Source organism: Aminipila butyrica, assembly GCF_010669305.1.
Lineage (GTDB): Bacteria > Bacillota > Clostridia > Peptostreptococcales > Anaerovoracaceae > Aminipila > Aminipila butyrica.
Genome location: NZ_CP048649.1, coordinates 716,330 through 732,104 on the forward strand (window position 1 = coordinate 716,330; position 15,775 = coordinate 732,104).

A 15,775-nucleotide genomic window follows, 5' to 3' on the forward strand; every position below is an offset into this window, starting at 1 on the left:
AAGCTTCCTGGACTTCGCCCAGAGATCATAGTAGGAGGTTAAGATGGCAAAGACATCTCTCAAAGTAAAACAGGCTAGAAAACCGAAGTTTTCTACTCGTGCATATACAAGATGCAAGATTTGCGGAAGACCACATTCTGTATTAAGAAAGTATGGAATCTGCCGAATCTGTTTCAGAGAACTTGCTTATAAGGGAGAAATCCCAGGCGTTAAAAAGGCAAGCTGGTAATTTTTAAAATTGATTGCGGAGGCCCCCAGGGGAACCTCGCAAGGAAAGGAGAACATTCAGAATGACAATGACAGATCCAATAGCAGATATGCTAACAAGAATCAGAAATGCCAATACTGTAGGACACGCAACAGTTGATATTCCTGCGTCAAAGATGAAAAAGTCCATCGCAGGCATCTTAACTGAAGAAGGATATATCAAGGGCTACAACGTTATTGAAGACGACAAGCAGGGCACCATCCGCGTTCAGATGAAGTACGGTGCTGACAAAGAGAGAGTTATTAGTGGAATCAAGAAGATTTCAAAGCCGGGTTTAAAGGTTTATGCAAAGGCTAACGAAGTACCAAAAGTGCTGGGAGGCCTGGGCATCGCCATCATTTCCACATCCAACGGAGTGATCAGCGACAAAGAAGCCAGAAAATTAGGAGTCGGCGGCGAAGTAATTTGTTACGTTTGGTAGGAGGAATAGAACATGTCAAGAATAGGTAAAATGCCTGTTGCCCTTCCTGCAGGCGTAGAAGTGAAGGTTGACGGCAATAATGTGGTTACAGTAAAAGGTCCGAAGGGCGAGCTTTCCGAAGCAATCAGCAAGCTGATTAAGGTAGCAGTTGAAGACGGCACTTTAGTTGTAACCAGAGATAACGATAATAAGAGCGCCAGAGAACAGCATGGTCTGGCTAGAGCTTTGATTAACAATATGGTAACTGGAGTTACTGCGGGTTATGAAAAGAAATTACAGCTGGTTGGTGTTGGTTACAAGGCAGAGAAGAAGGGCAAGACTCTTGTGATGAACCTTGGCTATTCCCACCCAGTAGAAATGGAAGATCCGGAAGGTATCACTACAGAGGTGACATCTCCTACGGAATTAATCATTAAGGGCATTGACAAGGCTGTAGTAGGAAACTACACCGCTAACATCAGAAAGTGGAGAAAGCCTGAACCATACAAGGCTAAGGGTATTCGCTATGAAGGCGAAGTCATCCGTCGTAAAGAAGGAAAGACTGGTAAGAAATAAGGAAGGAGTGAGATCAAATGGCAAAAGAAAGTAAGAATGATAGACGACTGGCTAGACATGCCAGAGTAAGAAAAGCGCTGAACGGAACTCCTGAAAGGCCAAGACTTTGCGTTTACAGAAGCCTTAAAAATATTTCTGTACAGGTTATCGACGATGTGAACGGCGTGACCCTGGCAGCAGCATCCACTGCTGACAAGGAACTGAAGGCAAAGTGCGCTTACGGCGGCAACAAGGAAGCAGCTAAGCTGGTTGGAACAGCCATCGCTGAAAAGGCTAAGGCTAAGGGTATTGAAATCGTATGCTTCGACAGAGGCGGATATTTATATCACGGAAGAGTACAGGAATTAGCAGAAGCTGCACGTGAAGCAGGATTGAAATTCTAACAGGAGGAAATAGGAATGCGACAAAATATGATTGATGCATCCAAGCTGGACTTAAAAGAAAACATCATCAACATCAGACGTGTTGCTAAGACTGTTAAGGGCGGTAGAAACATGCGGTTTTCTGTGTCCGTAGTAGTTGGCAACAGTGAAGGTTATGTTGGCGTTGGTCTTGGAAAAGCTCAGGAAATCCCTGAAGCTGTCCGCAAGGCTACTGAAGATGCAAAGAAGAATTTAATATATGTTCCAACGGTAGGAACTACGATTCCCCACAGAACGCTTGGCGTTTTCGGCGCAGGTAATGTGCTGATTATGCCGGCTGCTCCAGGTACCGGCGTTATCGCAGGTTCATCTGTACGTATGGTACTGGAAGCTGCGGGAGTTAAAGATGTTCGTGCCAAGTCCATCGGTTCTAGCAATACGGTGAACATGGCTTATGCTACTATAGAAGGTCTTAGAGGCTTAAAGACTGTTGAACAAATCAGCAGATTAAGAGGAAAGACTAAGGAAGAAATTTTGGGATAGGAGGAAGATACAAATGGCTAAGATGATTAAAGTAACTTTAACGAAAAGCACGATTGGAGCACTTCCTCAGCATAAAAAAATTGTTGAAGCTTTAGGGTTAAAGAAGATGCACAGTTCTAATGAAATGCCGGACTGCCCGCAGGCTCGCGGTGCCATTAAAAAGGTAGAGCATCTTGTGACCGTAGAAGAACTGTAGGATTGGAGGTGCGGGATAAATGAAACTGCATGAATTAAGAGCAGCCGAGGGTTCAACGAAGAACCGAAAGAGAAGAGGTCGTGGTACAGCTACAGGTCAGGGTAAAACCGGTGGTAGAGGTATGAACGGTCAGAACTCCAGAAGCGGCGGCGGCGTAAGACTAGGCTTTGAAGGCGGTCAGATGCCGTTATATAGAAGAATTCCTAAAAGAGGTTTTACTAATATTTGGAGAACAGAATACACTATTTTAAATGTAGATGACTTAAATCGGTTTGATGCTGGCACAGTAATCACGCCTGATCTGTTAAAAGAAATCGGCATGGTAAAGCAGGTGAAAGCTGGTATCAAGATTCTGGGAGAGGGCACTCTGGAAAAGGGTGTTACCGTTCAGGCTCACAAATTTAGTAAAACAGCCATTGAAAAAATTGAGTCTGCCGGAGGAAAGGCAGAGGTGATCTAGGATGAGCATGTTTGGAACAATTGCTCATGCTTGGAAAATTGCAGAAATCAGAAGAAAGATGATTTTCACTCTTCTGATGCTGGTGGTTTTCAGAGTGGGCTCCAACATCCCAGTTCCTGGCATTAACAGAGAAGTCCTTTCTCAGATGTTTGACGGAGGAACAGGATTATTTGGTTTGTTTGACTTATTCTCTGGTGGTTCTTTCAGCAACTTCACTATATTTGCGCTGAGTATCACCCCTTATATCACAGCTTCCATCATATTACAACTGTTAACCATCGCAATTCCTTCTTTAGAGCGACTAGCTAAAGAAGGAACGGAAGGCAAGAAAAAAATAGCTCAGTACACCCGGTATTTAACGGTTGTGCTGGCCTTGATTCAGGCCATAGGCCTGTCTGTAGGTCTGTTCCGAAAAGCCCTGATTAGCACCGACATTTTCTCGGTGGCAGTAATTGTGCTGACGTTGTCAGCCGGTACGGCATTCCTTATGTGGCTGGGTGAGCAGATTAACGAAAATGGCGTTGGAAACGGTATCTCCCTAATTATCTTCGGAGGTATCATCGCTAGAGTGCCAACTGCAATCCACACAAATTGGGCAAAGCTGATAGCAGGTGAACTACATGTAGTTACTGTAATCCTGTTCTTTGTCTTTGCAGCTGTGGTTGTAGTAGGAATCATCGAGATCCAGCAGGGTCAGAGGCGAATTCCAGTGCAGTACGCAAAACGAGTAGTAGGACGAAAGATGTATGGCGGACAGTCTACGCACATTCCGCTGAAGGTAAACCAGGCCGGTGTTATTCCGGTTATCTTCTCTCTTTCTCTACTGCAGTTCCCGCTGACGGTTACTTATTTCGCACCGAACTCCGGCTTTTCAGAGTTTGTAACGAAGTGGTTATCTCCGCAGGGTGACCCAGGCGTATGGTTTTACACGGTATTCGATGTCCTGCTGATCATATTCTTTACCTACTTCTACACGACGGTTACTTTTAACCCACTGGAAGTAGCAAATAATATGAAAGCAAACGGCGGCTTCATCCCGGGCATTCGGCCGGGCAGACCGACGGTTGAATATTTAAATAAAGTAATGACAAGAATTACTTTTGTGGGTGCACTTTTCTTGGCTGTTATTGCAACTATGCCGACGCTGTTGAGCAATTTCACCGCTATCGACGCCAGATTTGGCGGTACGTCGCTGTTGATTGCTGTAGGTGTTGGACTGGATACCATGAAACAGCTGGAGAATCAGATGGTAATGCGTAATTACCAAGGGTTCTTAAAGTAGCACGCATGCAAATGGAGGAGAATTAAATGAATTTAATTTTATTAGGCCCTCCGGGTGCTGGAAAAGGCACACAGGCGACCAGAATAATAGAAAGATATAGCATTCCGCATATATCTACTGGCGATATATTCAGAAAAAATATAAAGGAAGGAACCGCCCTTGGCAAGAAAGCTCAAGAGTACATGAACAAGGGCGAGCTCGTTCCTGACGACCTGGTAATAGAAATAGCTACTACCAGACTGCTAGACGAGGATTGCAAGGACGGTTTTTTACTGGACGGCTTTCCGAGAACAGTGCATCAGGCTGAAAAGCTCGATGAATTTCTGGCAGCTCACAACAAGAAGGTCGACAAGGTTTTGGATATTGCCGTAGAGAAAGAGGAGTTGATGACCCGGCTGATTGGACGGAGAGTCTGCCGATCCTGCGGTGCTACCTATCACGTAGTAAGTATGCCACCGGCTAAGGAAGGCGTTTGTGACGTCTGCGGCGGTGAGTTGTATCAGCGAAGTGATGATACGGAGGCTACAGTAGCTAACCGTATTGAAGTGTACAACTCACAGACCATGCCTTTGGTAGATTATTACACCGAAAAAGGAAACATCGCTCATATCGATGGAGCAGCAGGCCTTGAAAACGTATTTACTGCTATTGTAAATGTGTTAGGAGAATAAGCAATGATCATCATCAAATCAGAACAAGAGATTAACATAATGCGGGAATCCGGTAAGGTGACAGGCTACATTCTCCGGGAATTGGAAAACTTTATTAAGCCAGGTCTGTCTACTATGGATGTGAACAACTTTGTGGAAGAAACTATTTTGAAAAATCATATGATTCCTTCTTTCAAAGGCTATTACGACTATCCGGCTTCGGCCTGTGTATCTGTAAATGAGGAAGTAGTCCACGGGATTCCTTCCAAGAAGCGGATACTGAAGGAAGGGGACATTGTCAGCGTAGACGTAGGGTCTACCTACAAGGGCTACGTTAGTGATGCAGCCAGAACCTATGCCGTAGGGCAGATTAGCGAAGAGGCCGCCAAGCTGATTCGGGTCACCAGAGAAAGTTTCTTTGAGGGACTTAAATTCTGTAAGGTAGGATATCGGTTGTCGGATATTTCTCATGCAATCCAGAGCAAAGCTGAGGGAGAAGGGTTCTCTGTTATCCGGGATTTCGTGGGCCACGGTGTGGGCCGCAAAATGCACGAAGAGCCGCAGATTCCAAACTACGGCAAGCCGGGCCGAGGCCCTAGGCTGGCCAGTGGGATGGTATTTGCCATTGAGCCCATGATCAACCAGGGGACTTATGAGGTGGAAACCCTGCTGGACAACTGGACCGTAGTTACGTTGGACGGCAAGTTGTCAGCGCATTATGAAAATACTGTTGTTATTACAGATGGTGAGCCTGAGCTGCTTACCTTATAAATAAGGAAGGTGTAATTGATATTATGGCGAAAAAAGACGTCATCGAAGTATTGGGTACCGTTGTAGATGCTCAGCCAAACGCGATGTTTGTGGTGAAGCTTGAAAATGGATACGAAGTACTTGCACACATTTCAGGAAAAATAAGAATGAATTTCATCCGCATCCTTCCCGGCGATAGGGTGAAGGTGGAGCTTTCCCCTTATGACCTGACCCGGGGCAGGATTACGTGGAGAGATAAATAAATAGGAGGTTTAAGATGAAAGTTAGAGCATCCGTTAAACCAATCTGCGAAAAGTGCAAGATAATCAAAAGAAACGGCAAGGTCATGGTTATCTGCGAAAATCCAAAGCACAAGCAGAAGCAAGGTTGATCGATAATTATTTAAGTTTAATAAGTTTAAATTGTATTACCCCGTTTATATTACGCTGCCGCAGGGTTTGCGTGACGGAAGATGGGAGAAGGAGGAATTTATGGCTCGTATAGCCGGAGTAGATTTACCTAGAGAAAAAAGAGTAGAGATTGGACTGACATACATTTTTGGTATTGGAAGAAAGTCTTCTAACGCTATTCTTGAAAAAGCTGGCATCAGTCCTGACACAAGAGTTAAAGATTTAACTGAGGACGAGGCTGGTAGAATCAGAAAGATCATTGAACAGGAATACCTTGTAGAAGGTGATTTGAGGAGAGAAGTTTCCTTGAACATCAAGAGATTGATGGAAATTGGCTGCTACAGAGGTATCAGACATAGAAGAGGACTTCCTGTTAGAGGACAGAAGACCAAGACAAATGCCAGAACTCGTAAAGGTCCGAAGAAGACTGTAGGAAGAAAGAAGAAGAAGTAAGGAGGTAGGAAATCATGGCTAAGACTGTAAAGAAGACAGTTAGAAAAAAGAGAAGAGAACGCAAGAACATTGAAAAAGGCCAGGCACATATCCAATCCACCTTTAACAACACTCTTGTTACTCTTACAGATTTAAGCGGCAACGCATTATCATGGTCCAGCGCAGGTTCTCTGGGTTTTAAAGGCTCCAGAAAGTCCACGCCTTTTGCTGCACAGATGGCAGCAGAAGAGGCAGCAAAGGCTGCTATGGAACACGGCTTAAAGACAGTAGAAGTATACGTAAAGGGCCCAGGCTCCGGACGTGAAGCTGCTATCCGAGCATTGCAGGCTGCAGGTCTCGAAATCAATATGATTAAGGATATTACACCAATCCCTCATAATGGTTGCAGACCGCCGAAGAGAAGAAGAGTCTAATTGAAGGGAGGAGTAATTTAATATGGCAAGATATACAGGTGCTAATTGCAGATTATGCAGAAGAGAAGGCCAGAAGCTGTTTTTAAAGGGCGAAAGATGCTATAGCTCAAAATGCGCTATTGAAAAGAGAAATTACGCTCCTGGACAGCACGGGCAGTCCAGAAAGAAAGTGACTGAGTACGGGCTTCAGTTGAGAGAAAAGCAGAAAGCAAAGAGATTCTACGGACTGCTGGAAACACAGTTCAGAAACTTGTTTGAAAAGGCTGCTAAGAAGAAAGGTATCACTGGTGAAAACTTCCTGATTATGCTGGAGACTAGACTGGACAACGTTGTGTTCAGAATGGGCTTTGCATCATCCAGAAAGGAAGCAAGACAGCTGGTAACACACGGACATTTTACCCTGAATGGTAAGAAGGTAGACATTCCTTCCCTAGAAGTAAAGGCCGGAGATGTAATCAAGGTTAAGGAAAAGAGCCAGAGTTCCCCTAAATTCAAGGAAGTGAAAGAGATGTCTATCAGCGTGCCTTCATGGATCAGCGTAGACGTTGAAAAGCTGGAAGGAAAGGTTGTATCTATCCCTAGAAGAGAAGAGATCGATACACCGGTCGCAGAGCATCTTATCGTCGAATTATATTCCAAATAATATCTCATTAGTTTGGTATATTTTGGAAGAAAAGGGAGGGTTTTTTAGTGATAGAAATCGAAAAACCAACAATAGAGTGTATATTCTCAGAAGAAGATGCGAATTATGGTAAATTTGTAGTAGAACCCCTTGAAAGAGGATATGGAACCACGCTGGGAAACAGCTTAAGAAGAATTCTTCTAAGCTCCCTGCCTGGTGCAGCTGTAACATCCGTTAAAATCGATGGAATTCTTCACGAATTTTCAACGATTCCAGGAGTAAAGGAAGATGTTACAGAGATTATCTTAAATCTGAAGAAGTTGGCGGTTCGCCTGAGTGGTGACAACACCAAGCGGGTAATCATCAATGCTGTCGGACCCAAGGAAGTGACTGCCGCAGATATTATCGGCGACATGGACATGGAGATATTCAATCCCGATTTGCATATAGCCACACTGGAAGAAAACGCCACGCTGGTTATGGAGATTAACCTGGCTCGGGGCAGAGGCTACGTCCCTGCTGAGCAGAATAAGACAGAGAGTACCCCGATTGCGGTGATTCCTGTGGATTCCATCTACACGCCGGTAAAAAAGGTAAACTTTACCGTTGAGAATACTCGTGTGGGTCAGGTGACGGACTACGACAAGCTGGTCCTGGAGATTTGGACAGATGGGTCCATCACCCCAGAAGAAGGGGTATCCATTGGAGCGAAGATTATGCAGGAGCATTTGAACCTGTTTATCGAGCTGACGGATGCTACTGATTCTATGGAAATCATGGTGGAGAAGGAAGAAGACCAGAAAGAAAAGGCTCTGGAGATGACCATCGAAGAGCTGGAGCTGTCTGTGCGTTCCTTCAACTGCTTGAAGCGGGCTGCTATCAACACAGTGGAAGAGCTTACTCACAAATCCGAAGAGGATATGATGAAGGTGCGAAACCTGGGTAAGAAGTCCCTGGACGAAGTAAAACACAAACTTGAAGAATTGGGTCTTGGTTTAAGACCTAGTGACGAATAAGCAATGATCGGTGGCGAAGGATTTTTTGCCTAGTGTGGAGAAAGTGACTTGTTAGTACTGTAACATTCATTGAGTGTAGCGTATCAAAGCAAGTTGCATGATCAACAGTAGGCAAAAAAGACAAGCCAGGAAAGGAGAAGAGTTATGCCAGGATACAGAAAACTCGGCAGACCTACTGCTCACAGAAAAGCAATGCTTAGAAACATCGTTACGGATCTTTTCAGAGAAGGACGGATTTCTACGACCGATTGCAGAGCAAAAGAGGCTAGAAGAGAAGCAGAAAAATTGATTACACTTGCTAAGCGTGGAGATCTTCACGCTAGAAGACAGGTGCTTGCATATGTATACGACGAAAACGTGGTAACAAAGCTGTTTGAAGAAATAGCACCAAAGTATGCAGAGAGAAATGGTGGTTACACCAGAATCTTGAAATTAGGACCAAGACAGGGAGACTGCGCAGAAGTAGTATTCTTAGAGCTTGTATAAGAATGAACTGAGAGTGCGCAGGTTACTTGCGCACTCTTTTTTAACAATCTGTCCAGTGCTTCAGCACTGTCGACAGATTTTACACTAGAAAATTCCAAGAGGCGAAGCCGATTGGTAAATTTTCATCGCGTAACAAAAGTGGTCCAGTGCTTTAGCACTGTTGACAGATTTTATAACAGAGGAAATATCGCTTGCGATATGACGACGTTTCAAAAAAAGCTACCGCTTAAATACGAGCAGATGCGAGCTAAGAACGCCTCGCAGAGGCTTTTTTTACACTAAAAATCAAGGAAAATCGTGAAAAGCTAATAGACGATACGCGGCTTGCAGACTGACTTGCAGGCATAATATAGAATAAAACAGGCAAGGCCTGATGGAATAGATAGATGGAAAAAATTATTAAAATAGACAACTTAACTTTTTCTTATATGAGAGAAAGCGATCAGCGGCTGGTGGAAGCCGTAAAAGGCCTGGATCTGGAGATCGAAAAGGGCAGCTTTCTGGCTGTCATCGGTAAAAATGGTTCTGGCAAATCTACCTTGGCTAAAAATATCAACGCCTTGCTGTTGCCGACAGGGGGAGCTGTATATGTTAAGGGGTGGGATACCAAGGCAGATGACCACCTGTGGGATGTCCGCCAAACCGTAGGCATGATCTTCCAAAACCCGGATAACCAGTTGGTGTCCTCCATCGTGGAGGATGACGTTGCTTTTGGTCCAGAGAATCTGGGGGTTCCCCCAGAAGAAATCCGTCAACGGGTAGATGAAGCCTTAAAAGCGGTGAATATGTACCAGCATCGGAAAAAGGCGCCGCACCTGCTGTCGGGTGGTCAAAAACAACGAATTGCCATTGCCGGTGTGGTAGCCATGAGACCCGATTGCATCATCTTTGATGAACCCACCGCCATGCTGGATCCCAAGGGACGAAGGGAAGTGATGGATATTATCCGCAAGCTGCATCAGGAGGGCATCACCGTCTTGCTCATCACCCATTTTATGGAGGAGGCCGCAAATGCAGATCGGGTATTGATCATGGACAAGGGGCAGCGAATTTTAGATGGAACACCTGTAGAAATATTTTCAGAAATTGAGACGATTCGGGAACTGGGACTGGATGTGCCGACAGCGGTAGATATGGCAGATCGGCTTCGAAAGAGGGGTATACCTGTACCCAGTCACATCATCCGTTCGGAGGAAATGGTAGAATATTTATGTCAATACAAATAAGAAATTTGAAACATGTGTACAGTGAAGGGCTTCCCTTTGAATCTGTTGCTTTGGATGACGTGAGCTTTGAAATTGGGGATGGAGAGATTGTCGGCATTATCGGTCATACCGGCTCGGGCAAATCTACTTTGATACAGCATTTGAATGGATTATTGAAGCCTAAGTCGGGGCAGATCCTCGTAGGAGATGTGGATATCACGGGCCCGGGAGTCTCCATGAAGGACATTCGTCGACGAATTGGTTTGGTTTTTCAGTATCCGGAATATCAGCTTTTTGAGGAGACCGTCAAACTGGACGTGGCTTTTGGTCCGCTGAATCTGGGTCTTAGCAGGGAGGAAGCAGAAGCTCGGGCAAAGGAAGCTATAAGTCTGGTAGGACTGGATTATGAAGAAATTGGGGAGAGATCCCCTTTTGACTTATCCGGCGGGCAGAAACGGCGGGTAGCCATAGCAGGGGTCATTGCTATGAAGCCAGAGGTGCTCATTTTAGACGAGCCTACAGCAGGACTGGATCCTAGCTCCCATCGGGAGTTGCTGGCCGTTATTCAGCGGATTTATCGGGAGCAGGGAGGCATTCTGATACTGGTGTCTCACAACATGAGAGACATTGCTAATTTGGCAGACCGGGTGCTGGTCATGGACAAAGGGCGGCTGGCTATGAGCGGAACACCTCGAGAGGTGTTTGCCAGAAGAGCAGAGCTGACGGACATGGGACTCAGCGTGCCCCCAGCAGCAGAAATTTTATACCAGCTGCAAGAGCGAGGTTTTCCAATTGACCCGGAAGTGCTGAATATGGAAGAAGCAGTAGAGGAATTAATGAGGCGGTTATGATTAGAGACATTACATTAGGACAATACTATCCGGGCAATTCCCTCATTCACAAACTGGATCCCCGGATAAAAATCAGCGGCACCTTTCTTTACATTGTGGCATTATTTGTAGTCAGTGATTTTATCGGCTTTGGACTGTCTGCTCTAGCGCTGGCTGCCGTCATCGGCATTTCCAGAGTGCCCTTTGGCTTTATATCCAAAGGACTGAAGCCAGTCTTTCTGATTATTACCTTTACCTTTTTAATCAATATGTTTATGACCGACGGGGAGACTTTGTTTCAACTGGGCTTTCTGCGACTGACAAAAGAAGGGCTGTACAATGCCTGCTTCATGGGTCTGAGACTGGTACTGCTTATCTTTGGTTCCTCTCTGCTGACCTTGACCACGAAGCCTATCAGTTTGACAGACGGCATTGAATACATGCTGAGTCCTTTCAAGCGAATCGGAGTTCCTGCTCACGAGTTGGCCATGATGATGACCATTGCGCTGCGGTTTATTCCCACTTTGCTGGAAGAGACAGATAAGATTATGAAAGCTCAGATGGCCAGAGGCGCAGATTTTGAAAGCGGTAACCTGCTGAAACGAGCTAAAAGCCTGGTTCCTTTGCTGGTACCGTTGTTTATCAGTGCCTTTCGCATCGCGCAGGATTTAGCCATGGCTATGGAGTCTCGTTGCTATAGGGGCGGGGACCAGCGGACTCGTCTTCATGCGATGAAACTAGCAGCTCGGGATGGGGCGGCACTTCTGGCTCTGGTTTTATTCCTGGCATTAATTATTTTCCAATCGCGTATATTGTAATAGGGCACTTCAAGGATCTAGAGGTTTATGGAGCTGCCCCTCATGCAAGTATGTGGCTTCCTAAGAGATAAGGAAGTTGCACAGAGCAAATCGTATGGAAGGAATCACAGCGAAAACCGATTTTCGTTTGTGATTTGTATAAGGGATTGATTAGGTGAAACATTTTAATCTTTTATTGACAGCTCTGTGTCTGGCAGTGGTTTTTGTCTTTCTGCTCATTCTAGGGCCGGATGTGGAAAAGGCGCGGCTGGATAAGGAAAGCGGGACACCTGCTACCGGAGACGCTGTGGTCACTTCTGACCAGGAAACAGAAGAAGCTGCTCTCGTTTCATCAGAGGAGGCAGGGCAAGAGGAGAGTAAGGCACTCTCTTATGGATTTAACTTGAAATATGATAAATATCTGGTGGAAAGGCCGTACACTTATATTGTAAACGGAGAAAAGCGGTACTTTCAGTTTAACCTTATGCGCCAGCGGATTGACACCGTGGAAAAGGCTATGGGCAGCTACCGCATGACGTATATTGATAATTATAAGAATCGAAACGGTCAAGCCCCCCAGTATAAGGGTCGTGATGTGGATCCTCAAGGAGGCAGCCGAGGGGCATCAGCCCCGGCTTACCCAGATATTCGTCAGCCGGAAGAGTTCATTTATTTGGCTGATGGCACGCTAGTTCAAGTATTAGAAGAGGATCAGGATTTCACTTTGGTGGGACTGGTTGGCACTGATGCGGAGTTTTCTGTGCCTAATCGGTATATTCCACAGGAGGACGGGCTGATCTCTCTGAAAAAGGTCATTATCGTAGACCGAAAAAACCAGAATATCGCTACCTTTGAAAAAGAAGGAGAAAGCTGGAATATTACTTCTTACAGTAAGGCCACGACTGGAAAAGAAGGCCGGTACCATCAACTTACCCCACTAGGCTACTATTTCGCCATTGAGAAGAAGCCTAAATTCTATTACTTAAAAGACGGCACAGATCAAATCGAAGGTTATGCGCCTTACGCAGTGCGTTTTACGGCAGGAGCCTATACTCACGGCGTATCCAGTGCTTATACTTATACAGCGGATGGGGGAAGGCTGGACCCTGGCATTCACGAGTTTTCCAGCAGCATTGGCACCGTGCCTTTATCTCATAAATGCGTGCGGAATTATACTTCTCACGCTAAGTTTATATATGATTGGTATGAGCATGGAAGCACTATCGTCATTGTAATCGAGTAACAGTCTCCTACGCTTCTGTTTTGTGGGGAAGCAAAACAGATTGCTATTATTAAGATAGGGATTCGAGCTGAATTCCAGAAGAGGATAAAGAAGATGAGACAACGAAAAGTAAAGAATCTGGAAGAACGGTTAGCTGTCTGTTCCGCCTATGTGGTGGCAGAGGCAAAGGAAAAGAAGGGCTCTTGGAAGAGCCTGTTTGGTAACGAGCAGCCACTGTATATGGAGTTGGGTTGTGGAAAGGGTCAGTTTGTAATCAAACAGGCAGTTCGCCATCCAGAGAGAAACTTTATTGCAGTAGAAGGCCATGATACTGTGTTACTGCGGGCTTTAGAAAAAGCAGCAGAGACTCAATTGCCCAACTTGAAATTTGTTCGGGGCTACATTCAGGACGTTAACGACTATTTCGCAGAGAACGAGCTGGACGGTATTTATTTGAATTTCAGCGATCCTTGGCCAAAGGACCGGCACGTAAAGCGGCGGCTGACTCACGAGCGATTTTTGACAGGCTATCAGACCGTCATTAAAGATAGTGGCACGGTTGAATTCAAAACGGACAATAATGAGCTATTTGAGTTTTCTATTGATGAGATTAAGGCACAAGGCTATGAGATTGTGGAATATACCAGGGACCTGCATAATTCAGCATTTTCAGCCAGACAGGTGACTACAGAATATGAGGATAAGTTCAGCCGACAGAACAAATGCATCAACTATGTAAAGTTTGTCGTGTAGTCATATACAAGTTTATTTTTTAACAAGAAAAAAGTGATAACGCCGGGCGGTTTATCACTTTTTACTTTTTGTACTCATTTAAAAGCTTATATAGTCAGCGGGATTTACTTGGCTGCCGTCCTTTTCCATTTCAAAATGTAAATGAGAGCCGTCAGCTGATTCGAACAGGCTGGTGTCGCCGATGCCTCCGATGATGTCGCCTTGTTTGACTACATCGCCAGATTCCACCAAGATTTTATCGGATAAGTTCGAATAGGTAGTGATGAAACCATTTCCGTGATTAATTTTCACGGACCACCCCAGTCGGTCATCTCGGTAGGTATCTACCACCGTGCCAGCCGCCGCAGCCTGCACTCGACCATCTAAGGTTCCCTGTATATCCACGCCGGAGTGGACCATGTACTGGTTCAGGGTCTTTGAATAAACGGGCATTTCTGTGGAATACTGTAAGGTGACAGGACCATCTACAGGAGCGGTCCACTCAGAAGCACTGGGGGCAGGCGTTTCTCCTTGAGACTGTCCTTCACTTTGCGGATGATCTTTGCTGTCTACCGTGGGTACGCGTTTTGTTACACTTCGCTCTGCTGAATTGCTGTTTTCCGGTACGGACAGACTGTCTCCAGACAGATTGATTTTGTCTAAACTAGATTTTACTGTAAAAACTGAAGCAAGGGCAACCACGCTGAAACAGAGGACCAGGGCGATAGCTGCTTTATCCATTGGCTTTTTCTCTTTTATATGATGTCGCATAATTTACACCTCCTTTATTGTAGTATTGCCGACTTGCAGTTTTTCATACTTTGTAGTATAATATTTTGTGATTTTATATAAGTGAGGTGGCTCTATGAGTGAATTTATAATGGCGCAGAAAAACGGAAGAAGTATTCCGTTAGAAGATAAAATTTTTGGAATCAGTCGGTTGGCCAACGAGATGATTGCCGAAAAAGGAAAAGAATCAGTGATTAATGCCACCATCGGAGCCCTGCTGGACGATCAGGGAGAGCTCGTAGTGCTTTCTTCCGTGGTAGACGTGCTGAAAAATTTAGCTCCAGCAGATTACGCAGCCTATGCGCCTATCGGCGGAACAGCAGAATTCAAAGACAGCATTAAAAAAGCTGCTTTTGGTAAATATGAACCTAAGTGTTTTACAGAAGCGGTGGCTACACCGGGCGGGACTGGTGCTATCCGCAATACAATTTCTAATTATTCTCAAGTAGGTGACCAGATTCTGACATCAGACTGGTACTGGGCTAACTACAGCTCCATTGCTGGAGAACTAGGCAGGGGGTCGGTCACTTTCGAACTCTTCGATGATCAAGGCCATTTCAACATTGGCTCTTTACAGAAGCAAGTCCGCAGCCTGTTGGACAAGCAGGAGAGTCTGGTTTTGATTATTAACACACCAGCCCACAATCCTACCGGCTATTCCTTAACACTGGAGGATTGGGACGATGTACTATCTGTTCTCCAGGCAGAAGCGAAAGGGGACAAGAAGATTGCCCTGTTGGTGGACGTAGCCTATATTGACTTTGCTGGAGATTCGAATGAGTATCGGGCGTTTTTGCCTAAGCTGGAGAACTTGCCAGCCAATATCCTGCCTATCATTTCCTACAGCACATCGAAGACCTTTACCTTATACGGTATGCGGTGTGGAGCGATGATCTGCATGACCCCGGTGAAATCAATTGCTGAGGAGTTTCTGCGAGTCTGCCAATTTTCTTCCCGGGCATCCTGGTCTAACTGTAACAGAGCGGCGATGGTGGTTTTAGCTAAAATTTATGAAGATCCAGCATTACTGTCAAAGGTCGATGAGGAACGGGACTTTTATCGAGAGCTGCTTGTGAAACGAGGCAAGGCTTTTGAAGAGGAAGCAGCTAAGGCTGGTCTAAAGATGGTGCCTTTTGATGCCGGATTTTTTGCCTCTATTCCTTGTAAGGATCCAGATGCTGTCTGTAAAAATCTGCAAAAAGAAGGGATTTTTGCAGTACCTTTGGCAAAGGGGCTACGCGTATCTATTGCTTCCATCAACGAGAATCAGTGCAGGCTGTTGCCGGCTAAAATCGTGGAAGCGCTGGGTTAGG

The 15,775-nt window shown here is 45.3% G+C and carries 24 protein-coding genes; 23 read left to right on the plus strand and 1 reads right to left on the minus strand.

Annotation, left to right across the window (positions count from 1 at the left end):
• Window positions 1-43: 43 nt before the first annotated feature.
• The 22 genes from Ami103574_RS03490 to trmB all read left to right on the plus strand — a co-directional run bounded on the left by Ami103574_RS03490 (window position 44) and on the right by trmB (window position 13,694).
• Window positions 44-229, plus strand: coding sequence for a type Z 30S ribosomal protein S14 (locus Ami103574_RS03490; protein ID WP_128744720.1), 186 nt, complete (start codon window positions 44-46; stop codon window positions 227-229).
• Window positions 230-290: 61 nt separating this feature from the next.
• A complete protein-coding gene (gene rpsH / locus Ami103574_RS03495) occupies window positions 291-689 on the plus strand; it encodes a 30S ribosomal protein S8 (protein WP_163065306.1) in 399 nt (132 codons plus the stop codon).
• 12 nt (window positions 690-701) lie between these two features.
• Window positions 702-1,244 carry a 50S ribosomal protein L6 gene (gene rplF / locus Ami103574_RS03500; RefSeq protein WP_163065307.1) on the plus strand — a complete coding sequence of 181 codons (543 nt, stop codon included), beginning with the start codon at window positions 702-704 and terminating at the stop codon, window positions 1,242-1,244.
• A 17-nt stretch (window positions 1,245-1,261) separates the two neighbouring features.
• Window positions 1,262-1,627 carry a 50S ribosomal protein L18 gene (gene rplR / locus Ami103574_RS03505; protein ID WP_163065308.1) on the plus strand — a complete coding sequence of 122 codons (366 nt, stop codon included), beginning with the start codon at window positions 1,262-1,264 and terminating at the stop codon, window positions 1,625-1,627.
• A gap of 15 nt (window positions 1,628-1,642) precedes the next feature.
• Window positions 1,643-2,149: a 30S ribosomal protein S5 gene (gene rpsE / locus Ami103574_RS03510; RefSeq protein ID WP_163065309.1), complete on the plus strand. Its 507-nt coding sequence runs from the start codon at window positions 1,643-1,645 to the stop codon at window positions 2,147-2,149.
• A gap of 13 nt (window positions 2,150-2,162) precedes the next feature.
• The gene (gene rpmD / locus Ami103574_RS03515) at window positions 2,163-2,345 is read left to right on the plus strand and encodes a 50S ribosomal protein L30 (RefSeq protein ID WP_128744725.1); all 183 of its coding nucleotides are present in this window, start codon (window positions 2,163-2,165) and stop codon (window positions 2,343-2,345) included.
• Window positions 2,346-2,364: 19 nt separating this feature from the next.
• Entirely contained in the window at window positions 2,365-2,805 is a 441-nt protein-coding gene (rplO, locus tag Ami103574_RS03520; RefSeq protein WP_163065310.1) for a 50S ribosomal protein L15, read from the plus strand.
• Between the two features lie 7 nt (window positions 2,806-2,812).
• On the plus strand, window positions 2,813-4,087 hold the full coding sequence (secY, locus tag Ami103574_RS03525) for a preprotein translocase subunit SecY (RefSeq protein ID WP_163067908.1): 1,275 nt from the start codon (window positions 2,813-2,815) through the stop codon (window positions 4,085-4,087).
• 26 nt (window positions 4,088-4,113) lie between these two features.
• Complete coding sequence (locus Ami103574_RS03530; RefSeq protein WP_163065311.1) at window positions 4,114-4,758, plus strand: adenylate kinase; 645 nt, start codon at window positions 4,114-4,116, stop codon at window positions 4,756-4,758.
• A gap of 3 nt (window positions 4,759-4,761) precedes the next feature.
• A complete protein-coding gene (map, locus tag Ami103574_RS03535) occupies window positions 4,762-5,508 on the plus strand; it encodes a type I methionyl aminopeptidase (RefSeq protein ID WP_163065312.1) in 747 nt (248 codons plus the stop codon).
• 23 nt (window positions 5,509-5,531) lie between these two features.
• Window positions 5,532-5,750 carry a translation initiation factor IF-1 gene (gene infA / locus Ami103574_RS03540; protein ID WP_128744730.1) on the plus strand — a complete coding sequence of 73 codons (219 nt, stop codon included), beginning with the start codon at window positions 5,532-5,534 and terminating at the stop codon, window positions 5,748-5,750.
• 14 nt (window positions 5,751-5,764) lie between these two features.
• The gene (gene rpmJ / locus Ami103574_RS03545; protein WP_128744731.1) at window positions 5,765-5,878 is read left to right on the plus strand and encodes a 50S ribosomal protein L36; all 114 of its coding nucleotides are present in this window, start codon (window positions 5,765-5,767) and stop codon (window positions 5,876-5,878) included.
• 100 nt (window positions 5,879-5,978) lie between these two features.
• Window positions 5,979-6,350 carry a 30S ribosomal protein S13 gene (gene rpsM / locus Ami103574_RS03550; RefSeq protein WP_163065313.1) on the plus strand — a complete coding sequence of 124 codons (372 nt, stop codon included), beginning with the start codon at window positions 5,979-5,981 and terminating at the stop codon, window positions 6,348-6,350.
• 14 nt (window positions 6,351-6,364) lie between these two features.
• Window positions 6,365-6,763, plus strand: a complete 399-nt coding sequence (rpsK, locus tag Ami103574_RS03555) for a 30S ribosomal protein S11 (RefSeq protein ID WP_163065314.1) — start codon at window positions 6,365-6,367, stop codon at window positions 6,761-6,763.
• Between the two features lie 22 nt (window positions 6,764-6,785).
• Complete coding sequence (gene rpsD / locus Ami103574_RS03560) at window positions 6,786-7,406, plus strand: 30S ribosomal protein S4 (protein ID WP_163065315.1); 621 nt, start codon at window positions 6,786-6,788, stop codon at window positions 7,404-7,406.
• A gap of 47 nt (window positions 7,407-7,453) precedes the next feature.
• Window positions 7,454-8,401 carry a DNA-directed RNA polymerase subunit alpha gene (locus Ami103574_RS03565; protein ID WP_163065316.1) on the plus strand — a complete coding sequence of 316 codons (948 nt, stop codon included), beginning with the start codon at window positions 7,454-7,456 and terminating at the stop codon, window positions 8,399-8,401.
• A 144-nt stretch (window positions 8,402-8,545) separates the two neighbouring features.
• On the plus strand, window positions 8,546-8,887 hold the full coding sequence (gene rplQ / locus Ami103574_RS03570; RefSeq protein WP_163065317.1) for a 50S ribosomal protein L17: 342 nt from the start codon (window positions 8,546-8,548) through the stop codon (window positions 8,885-8,887).
• A gap of 386 nt (window positions 8,888-9,273) precedes the next feature.
• A complete protein-coding gene (locus Ami103574_RS03575; RefSeq protein ID WP_163065318.1) occupies window positions 9,274-10,113 on the plus strand; it encodes an energy-coupling factor transporter ATPase in 840 nt (279 codons plus the stop codon).
• Complete coding sequence (locus Ami103574_RS03580; protein ID WP_163065319.1) at window positions 10,098-10,943, plus strand: energy-coupling factor transporter ATPase; 846 nt, start codon at window positions 10,098-10,100, stop codon at window positions 10,941-10,943. The genes Ami103574_RS03575 and Ami103574_RS03580 overlap by 16 nt, the downstream gene beginning before the upstream one ends.
• Window positions 10,940-11,740 carry an energy-coupling factor transporter transmembrane component T family protein gene (locus Ami103574_RS03585; RefSeq protein ID WP_163065320.1) on the plus strand — a complete coding sequence of 267 codons (801 nt, stop codon included), beginning with the start codon at window positions 10,940-10,942 and terminating at the stop codon, window positions 11,738-11,740. The genes Ami103574_RS03580 and Ami103574_RS03585 overlap by 4 nt, the downstream gene beginning before the upstream one ends.
• Window positions 11,741-11,894: 154 nt before the next feature.
• Window positions 11,895-12,962: a L,D-transpeptidase gene (locus Ami103574_RS03590; RefSeq protein WP_163065321.1), complete on the plus strand. Its 1,068-nt coding sequence runs from the start codon at window positions 11,895-11,897 to the stop codon at window positions 12,960-12,962.
• Between the two features lie 93 nt (window positions 12,963-13,055).
• A complete protein-coding gene (trmB, locus tag Ami103574_RS03595) occupies window positions 13,056-13,694 on the plus strand; it encodes a tRNA (guanosine(46)-N7)-methyltransferase TrmB (RefSeq protein ID WP_163065322.1) in 639 nt (212 codons plus the stop codon).
• A 78-nt stretch (window positions 13,695-13,772) separates the two neighbouring features.
• Here the strand turns inward: trmB and Ami103574_RS03600 are convergent, their stop codons facing one another.
• A complete protein-coding gene (locus tag Ami103574_RS03600) occupies window positions 13,773-14,444 on the minus strand; it encodes a M23 family metallopeptidase (RefSeq protein ID WP_163065323.1) in 672 nt (223 codons plus the stop codon).
• A gap of 94 nt (window positions 14,445-14,538) precedes the next feature.
• Here Ami103574_RS03600 and Ami103574_RS03605 point away from each other — a divergent pair, with 94 nt between their 5' ends.
• Window positions 14,539-15,774 (plus strand): pyridoxal phosphate-dependent aminotransferase, encoded by a 1,236-nt coding sequence (locus Ami103574_RS03605; protein ID WP_207710520.1) that lies wholly within the window; start codon window positions 14,539-14,541, stop codon window positions 15,772-15,774.
• Window position 15,775 lies beyond the last annotated feature (1 nt).

Coding starts and splice junctions, on each gene's coding strand:
- Ami103574_RS03490 (WP_128744720.1), top strand. CDS start 44: ATGGCAAAGACATCTCTCAAAGTAAAACAGGCTAGAAAACCGAAGTTT.
- rpsH (WP_163065306.1), top strand. CDS start 291: ATGACAATGACAGATCCAATAGCAGATATGCTAACAAGAATCAGAAAT.
- rplF (WP_163065307.1), top strand. CDS start 702: ATGTCAAGAATAGGTAAAATGCCTGTTGCCCTTCCTGCAGGCGTAGAA.
- rplR (WP_163065308.1), top strand. CDS start 1,262: ATGGCAAAAGAAAGTAAGAATGATAGACGACTGGCTAGACATGCCAGA.
- rpsE (WP_163065309.1), top strand. CDS start 1,643: ATGCGACAAAATATGATTGATGCATCCAAGCTGGACTTAAAAGAAAAC.
- rpmD (WP_128744725.1), top strand. CDS start 2,163: ATGGCTAAGATGATTAAAGTAACTTTAACGAAAAGCACGATTGGAGCA.
- rplO (WP_163065310.1), top strand. CDS start 2,365: ATGAAACTGCATGAATTAAGAGCAGCCGAGGGTTCAACGAAGAACCGA.
- secY (WP_163067908.1), top strand. CDS start 2,813: ATGTTTGGAACAATTGCTCATGCTTGGAAAATTGCAGAAATCAGAAGA.
- Ami103574_RS03530 (WP_163065311.1), top strand. CDS start 4,114: ATGAATTTAATTTTATTAGGCCCTCCGGGTGCTGGAAAAGGCACACAG.
- map (WP_163065312.1), top strand. CDS start 4,762: ATGATCATCATCAAATCAGAACAAGAGATTAACATAATGCGGGAATCC.
- infA (WP_128744730.1), top strand. CDS start 5,532: ATGGCGAAAAAAGACGTCATCGAAGTATTGGGTACCGTTGTAGATGCT.
- rpmJ (WP_128744731.1), top strand. CDS start 5,765: ATGAAAGTTAGAGCATCCGTTAAACCAATCTGCGAAAAGTGCAAGATA.
- rpsM (WP_163065313.1), top strand. CDS start 5,979: ATGGCTCGTATAGCCGGAGTAGATTTACCTAGAGAAAAAAGAGTAGAG.
- rpsK (WP_163065314.1), top strand. CDS start 6,365: ATGGCTAAGACTGTAAAGAAGACAGTTAGAAAAAAGAGAAGAGAACGC.
- rpsD (WP_163065315.1), top strand. CDS start 6,786: ATGGCAAGATATACAGGTGCTAATTGCAGATTATGCAGAAGAGAAGGC.
- rplQ (WP_163065317.1), top strand. CDS start 8,546: ATGCCAGGATACAGAAAACTCGGCAGACCTACTGCTCACAGAAAAGCA.
- Ami103574_RS03575 (WP_163065318.1), top strand. CDS start 9,274: ATGGAAAAAATTATTAAAATAGACAACTTAACTTTTTCTTATATGAGA.
- Ami103574_RS03580 (WP_163065319.1), top strand. CDS start 10,098: ATGTCAATACAAATAAGAAATTTGAAACATGTGTACAGTGAAGGGCTT.
- Ami103574_RS03585 (WP_163065320.1), top strand. CDS start 10,940: ATGATTAGAGACATTACATTAGGACAATACTATCCGGGCAATTCCCTC.
- trmB (WP_163065322.1), top strand. CDS start 13,056: ATGAGACAACGAAAAGTAAAGAATCTGGAAGAACGGTTAGCTGTCTGT.
- Ami103574_RS03600 (WP_163065323.1), bottom strand. CDS start 14,444: ATGCGACATCATATAAAAGAGAAAAAGCCAATGGATAAAGCAGCTATC.
- Ami103574_RS03605 (WP_207710520.1), top strand. CDS start 14,539: ATGAGTGAATTTATAATGGCGCAGAAAAACGGAAGAAGTATTCCGTTA.